Here is a 6195-nt window from a genome sequence, read left to right as displayed (position 1 = left end):
TGCGGCCTGTCGGCGGCCTGGTTCCTTGGCGACGGCGATCCGCTGGCGAAGATCAATTTTGCCGTGGCGGAGCGGGCGATCGCGGCGCTGGATGCGGGCTAGTCGGGCAGGCGCGGGGAACCCTCTCCTTACAGGAGAGGGTTCCCCGCGCCCGCCCCGCCATCAAGGGCGAACGCCCCCTTCACTCCCCCAGCACCACCACCTTCGCGCCTTCCGCCACCTGCGCACCCGGCTCGGCGCCGAGCTCGGTCACCGTGCCGTCGCGCGGGGCAGTCAGCACATGCTCCATCTTCATCGCCTCGACGATGGCGAGCCGCTGGCCCTTCACCACCGCCTCCCCCGCCTTGACGAAGAGCGCGATCAGCTTGCCGTGCATCGGCGCCTTGATCACGCCGCCGCTACCGGCCACCGCGTCGAGATCGACGCTGAACGGATCGAACAGCGAGACCGCCGTCTGCCGGCCGCGATGCAGGGCGAGGTAGATCCCGCCATCGGCCTGCGCCAGCGTGACCTCGTGCTCTCCCTCGGCCAGCGGATGGCCCGGCAGCGAGACGCGGGCATCGTCGCCCTGCCACTCGATCTTCGCCTCGATGCGCTCGCCATCGACCAGCAGCGGCAGGCCGAGCGCCGGGCGCGGCATCAGCGAGAAGGCATCGGCATCGAGCCAGGGCGAGCGCGCCTCGCCCTCGGCCCGGACAGCCGCAGCCTCGATCCCGGCAAGCTGGCGCTCCTCCTCGAGCTGCAATGCCGCCGCCGCGACCGCCGCCGCATCGAGCGGCTGCGGCTCGGCGCCGAGCGCCTCGATATTGCGCTCGATGAAGCCGGTGTCGAACGGCCCCTGCCGGAAGCCCTCGGCCTCGGCGAGCTTCTTCAGGAAGGCGAGATTGGTGCGGGGCCCGGCGACGATGGTCTCGCCCAGCGCCCAGGCCAGCTTATCGAGCGCCTCGTTGCGCGTCTGCCCATGCGCGATGACCTTGGCGATCATCGGATCGTAATGGGGCGTCACCGTATCGCCGGCCTCGACGCCGGTATCGATGCGGATGTCCTCGCTCTGCGGGAATTGCAGCGCCCAGAGCTTGCCGGTCGAGGGCAGGAAGCCCTTCTCGGGATCCTCGGCATAGAGCCTGGCCTCGACGGCGTGACCTTCGGCCCTGACATCGTCCTGCGCGAAACCGAGCGGCTCGCCGGCCGCCACCTTGAGCTGGAGCTCGACCAGGTCGAGCCCGGTGATCGCCTCGGTGACGGGATGCTCGACCTGGAGGCGGGTGTTCATCTCCATGAAGTAGAAGCGGTCGGCCTTGAGCCCCTCGCGCCCGTCGGCGATGAACTCGACCGTGCCGGCGCCGACATAGCCGACCGCCTTTGCGGCCTCCGTCGCCGCCTTGCCCATCGCGGCGCGGACCTCCGGGCTCATGCCCGGCGCCGGCGCCTCCTCGATCACCTTCTGGTGGCGGCGCTGCAGCGAGCAGTCGCGCTCATAGAGGTGGACGACATTGCCATGGCTGTCGCCAAACACCTGGATTTCGACATGGCGCGGCGAGAGCACATATTTCTCGACCAGCACGCGCGCATCGCCGAAGGCGTTCTTACCCTCTCGCTGGGCGCTGGAGAGTGCGTCGGCGAAGTCCTCGGCCCGGTCGACCTTCTTCATGCCCTTGCCGCCGCCGCCGGCGACCGCCTTGATCAGCACCGGATAGCCGATGCGCTCGGCCTCCCGGCTGAGGAAATCGACGCCCTGCTCGGCGCCGTGATAGCCCGGCACCACCGGCACGCTCGCCTTCTCGACCAGCGCCTTGGCGGCGTCCTTCAGGCCCATGGCCCGGATCGCGGAAGCCGGCGGGCCGACGAAGACGATGCCGGCAGCGGCGCAGGCGTCGGCGAAATCGGCATTCTCGGAGAGGAAGCCATAGCCCGGATGGATGCAGGCAGCGCCCGCCTGCTTCGCTACGTCAAGGATCTTCTCCGCGTCGAGATAGCTCTCGCGCGCCGGCGCCGGGCCGATCCGGTAGGCCTCGTCCGCCATCTGCACGAACAGCGCGTCGGCATCGGCGTCGGAATGCACGGCGATGGTGCGCAGCCCGAGCCGCCGGGCGGTGCGGATCACCCGGCAGGCGATCTCGCCGCGATTGGCGATCAGGATGGAGGGCAGCTTCTTCGCGATCGACATGGGCGCAATCCTCAGGCGGAGACGCCTCTTATAGCCGACGCGTCGCCCTTGTCTGCGCCCTGTTGCGCAGGGTGCGGATGGGCGCGGCGCCCCAAAAGCTCGTCATGCTCGGGCTTGCCCCGAGCATCTCAGGCCGGAGAAGGCTCCGGTCGAACGCCTTTCACCATGAGATTCTCGGGTCTCCGCTTCGCTCCGTCCGAGAATGACGGCGGGGTCGGCAGGTCTCAGTCCAACAAGCCGGCCCGCCGCCCGGCCTTCAGCGTCAGCGTCGTGCCGGCGTCGGCTGCAGCTTTCGCTCCGGACGCGGGCGTTCTTGTCGCCTGCCAGATCGCAAACGTCGCCTGGAAGCAGATGAAAGCGACGACGACGTCGAACAGGTATTCCGGCCAGCGCACCGGCGCCAGCCGGGCGGCGAGCCCGACCAGCGCGAAGCCGGTGGTCGAGATCGTGTCGTTGCGGCTCGAGAGCCAGGTCGCCTTGATCACCGGATTGGGCTCGCGCCGGAAACGCCAGAGCACACCGACGATCAGATAGGCGATCAGGATCGCGCTTGCCGCCGAGAAGCCCAGCGTCCAGGCCTCGATCGGCCGCGGCCGGGCGATCTTGTCCCAGAGGTCGTAGAGGGTGTGCAGCCCGGCCACCGCCATCACCGCGCCGATGCCGAGCGCCGCGATCTTCTCCGCCCGCCCGTCGCGGCCGAAGACGACCGCGGCGATACCGTAGAGCGCAACGTCGTAGACCCAGTCGACGCCGTCCTTGAGGAGCTGGGTGTTGCCGATCGCAAGCGCCCAGAGCACGACATTGCCGGCGAAGATCAGGATGCCGAGCGCGATGCCCCAGATCGTCAGCCGATAGGCCCGGGCGACCTTCGGGTCGACGGGACCGGCATGGCCGGGCTCGGCGGCAGCCTTGCCGTGCCGGCCGACGCCCTCCCCGTCATGCTCCGGCCTGTCCCGGGCATCCGCGTCTTCGTCCGTTTGCGAACCATCGAATGCCGGCAAGCGAGGCGCTCCCATGCCACCTCGCCCAGTGTCACGCAAAAACCGCCCGTCGCAAGCCGTCGACGGCCGGGACCGGCCCGACCATGACGAGATCGGATCGCCGCTCACATCGTCGTTCCGGCCAGAGATCGGTCAGTTTCAACCGTCATTGCGAGGAGCGGAGCGACGAAGCAATCCAGGGGGCGTAGAGCGCTGCCGCTCCTGGATTGCTTCGCTGCGCTCGCAATGACGGTCTCGGGCGAGGCAAGCTCTCACCCGCGGCCGACGAAGGGCGCCTTGGTCGCCATCACCGTGACGAAGAGGACATTCGCCTCGATGGGCAGGGCCGCCATGTGCAGCACGGTGGAGGCGACATGGCCGACATCCATCACCGCCTCGACCTTGATCGAGCCGTCCGCCTGCGGCACGCCGGTCGTCATCCGCTGCGCCATCTCGGTCAAAGCGTTGCCGATATCGACCTGGCCGACCGCGATGTCGTATTTGCGCCCGTCGAGCGAGGAGGTCTTGGTCAGGCCGGTGATGGCGTGCTTGGTCGCGGTATAGGCGACCGAGTTCGGCCGCGGCGCATGGGCCGAGATCGAGCCGTTGTTGATGATGCGCCCGCCGCGCGGCTCCTGGTCCTTCATCAGCTTGAAGGCTTCCTGCGTGCACAGGAACGGCCCGGTCAGGTTGGTGTCGACCACCTTCTGCCAATCGGCGAGCGACAGGTCCTCGAGCATGATCCCGCCCGGCGCATTGACGCCGGCATTGTTGAACAGCATGTCGAGCCGTCCGAACTTCTCCTTGGTGGCGGCGAAAAGCGCCTTGACCGAGGCCTGGTCGGTGACGTCGGTCGGCACGGCCAGCGCCTGCGCCTCGCTCGCCCCGGCGAGCTTGATCGTCTCCGCCAGCGCATCCGCCCGGCGCCCGGCCAGCACGGTGCGGTAGCCGTCCTTCAGGAAAGCGATGGCGACGGCTCGGCCGACGCCGGAGCCCGCACCGGTGATGATCGCGACCTTGTTATGCGAAGCCATGCGTTTCCTCGTGATCTCTGCGATTTAAACGTTTGAATTGCCGGCTGATCTTAGCGTCGCCGGCTTGCGGCGGAACCGCTTTTATGTCGCCATGGCCCGGCGCACAATGCAGGCCGCATCCTCGGGGATACGCATGAAAGCCCTCGACCGCCGCAGTTTCATCGTCGGTGCCGCCGGCCTCACTGCTGCGCCGGCGTTGGCCCAGCAACCCGGCCACGAGCACCATGGCGGCCATTACGAGCGCCTCAGCCAGCCCGGCCGCATTGCAAAGCCCGCGCTCGCCGCCTCGCAAAACGTCTTCGATTCCCCCGTACCGAAGGCAGCCGATGCCGGAAGCTGGACGCCGAGGGCTCTGCTGCCGCTGCCGCGCTCCGAGATGGCCTGGGCGGCAGCCCATGACGACCGCATGCATATCGTCGGCGGCTATGGCGAGCAGCGGACCGACCGGGCCTACCATCACGTCTACGATCCCGAGGCCGACCGCTGGAGCGACGGCGCGCCGCTGCCGCAGGGCGCCAACCATGTCGGCGTCGCCTTCCTCGACGGCAAGCTCTATGCCATCGGCGGCTTCCTCGAGCAGAACCGCAAGCCGCATCCGCGCTGCTTCGTCTACGATCCGAAGACCGACAAATGGGCGCAGATCGCGTCCCTGCCCCGCCCGGTCGGCTCAGCCGCGATCGTCGGGCTCGATGGCCGGCTGCACGCCATCGGCGGCGCGATCGGCGAGACGACCGAGAGCAAGAAGTCGATCGACTGGCACCTGACCTACGACCCGAAGGCCGACAAATGGGAGAGCCGCGCGCCGCTGCCGACGGCCCGCGACCACACCGGCACGCTTGCCATCGGCAAGCTGATCCATGTCATCGGCGGCCGCGTCGACTCGTTCCACACCAATTCGAACCTGCACCACGCCTATGATCCGGCGACCGACAAATGGGCGCCGCGCAACCCGCTGCCGACCGCCCGTTCCGGCCATGGGGCCGTGCTCTATCGCGGAAAGGTCTTCGTCATGGGCGGCGAAGGCACCAACCGGGTCTTCGGCCAGATGGAGGCCTACGACCCGGCCAATGACGGCTGGGAGCAATACGCCCCGATGCTGACGCCCCGCCACGGCCTCGGCGCGGCCTTGGTCGGCGACGCGATCCACGTCGCCGGTGGCGGCCCGGTGATGGGCGGCGGGGTGCAGAGCGCCGTGCACGAGGCGTTTGTGCTGGGGTAACCGCTACCGGCCAGGCTGACCACCGTCATGGCCGGGCTTGTCCCGACCCTCATTCGTCAGAAGATCGCCTCCGTCCGCAAACCCAGCGCCATCGCGCCGGCATAACGTGCCTGGGGGCCGGCCTGCAGCGGGTGAAAACGGGCGCCCTGGATGTCGCGGAAGCGGCGCTCCAGTCCTGTCGCCCGGTAGAACGACGCGCCGCCCGCCAGCTCCATGGCCAGGTCGACGGCTGCTATGGCGTGGCGGCCGACCAATGTGCGCCCGATCATGACCTCGTTCACCGTCTCGGCGGATGGGGCGTTGCGCGCGACGATGTCGAGCATCCAGCGATGCGCGAGTTGCGCGGCGCGCAACTCGGTGTCCATGCGGCCGGCGAGCGATGGGTCCGAGGCTGGCTTCTTCTTCGCGATCTCGACGGCGATGTCGCGGGCGCTCTCTGCAACTCCGAGATAAACGGCGTAGATGAGCGGGAAGGCGATCGTTGCGATCGTCTCGAAAACCGGGTGCCACTCGCCCGCCTTGCGCGAGAAGGCGACATTCGCATCGGGAATGAACAGATTCTCGATCACGACATCGTTCGATGCGGTGCCGCGCATGCCCAATGTGCGCCAGGTGTCCTCGATGCGCACCGCAGCAGACTTCATCGGCGCGCCGAAATGAATCACCGACCGGCTCCCGTCCTCCCCCTCATGGATCGCGCCGGTCATCAGGATGTCTCCGGCCTCCGCGCCGGAGGTGAACACCTTCCGGGCCGTGATGCGATAGCCGTCGCCGTCCCTCTCGGCTTTCCCCGAG

General features: G+C 68.5%; 5 protein-coding genes. 1 reads left to right on the top strand and 4 read right to left on the bottom strand.

The genetic code is table 11. The features are described 5' to 3' along the window. Positions 1 to 181: 181 nt before the first annotated feature. From V6M56_RS21145 to V6M56_RS21135, 3 genes are all read right to left on the bottom strand, one after another. Positions 182 to 2167 carry an acetyl/propionyl/methylcrotonyl-CoA carboxylase subunit alpha gene (locus V6M56_RS21145; protein WP_332686704.1) on the bottom strand — a complete coding sequence of 662 codons (1986 nt, stop codon included), beginning with the start codon at positions 2165 to 2167 and terminating at the stop codon, positions 182 to 184. Between the two features lie 224 nt (positions 2168 to 2391). After that, positions 2392 to 3168 (bottom strand): cation efflux transmembrane domain-containing protein, encoded by a 777-nt coding sequence (locus tag V6M56_RS21140; RefSeq protein WP_332686703.1) that lies wholly within the window; start codon positions 3166 to 3168, stop codon positions 2392 to 2394. 251 nt (positions 3169 to 3419) lie between these two features. Then, positions 3420 to 4181: an SDR family oxidoreductase gene (locus V6M56_RS21135; RefSeq protein ID WP_332686702.1), complete on the bottom strand. Its 762-nt coding sequence runs from the start codon at positions 4179 to 4181 to the stop codon at positions 3420 to 3422. A 133-nt stretch (positions 4182 to 4314) separates the two neighbouring features. On the opposite strand from V6M56_RS21135, the gene V6M56_RS21130 reads away from it, so the two are divergent. Further along, positions 4315 to 5400 (top strand): Kelch repeat-containing protein, encoded by a 1086-nt coding sequence (locus V6M56_RS21130; protein ID WP_332686701.1) that lies wholly within the window; start codon positions 4315 to 4317, stop codon positions 5398 to 5400. 56 nt (positions 5401 to 5456) lie between these two features. Here V6M56_RS21130 and V6M56_RS21125 read toward each other — a convergent pair. Then, the coding region (locus V6M56_RS21125) for an acyl-CoA dehydrogenase family protein (protein ID WP_332686699.1) at positions 5457 to 6195 on the bottom strand (739 nt) is incomplete at its 5' end.

The sequence above is a fragment of the Allobosea sp. genome, assembly GCF_036675845.1.
Classification (GTDB): Bacteria; Pseudomonadota; Alphaproteobacteria; order Rhizobiales; family Beijerinckiaceae; genus Allobosea.
This window is presented reverse-complemented; position numbering and strand designations above follow the sequence as displayed.

Excerpts from the sequence above, each read along its gene's own strand:
- V6M56_RS21145 (WP_332686704.1), bottom strand. The coding sequence starts at position 2,167 with ATGTCGATCGCGAAGAAGCTGCCCTCCATCCTGATCGCCAATCGCGGC.
- V6M56_RS21130 (WP_332686701.1), top strand. The coding sequence starts at position 4,315 with ATGAAAGCCCTCGACCGCCGCAGTTTCATCGTCGGTGCCGCCGGCCTC.
- V6M56_RS21135 (WP_332686702.1), bottom strand. The coding sequence starts at position 4,181 with ATGGCTTCGCATAACAAGGTCGCGATCATCACCGGTGCGGGCTCCGGC.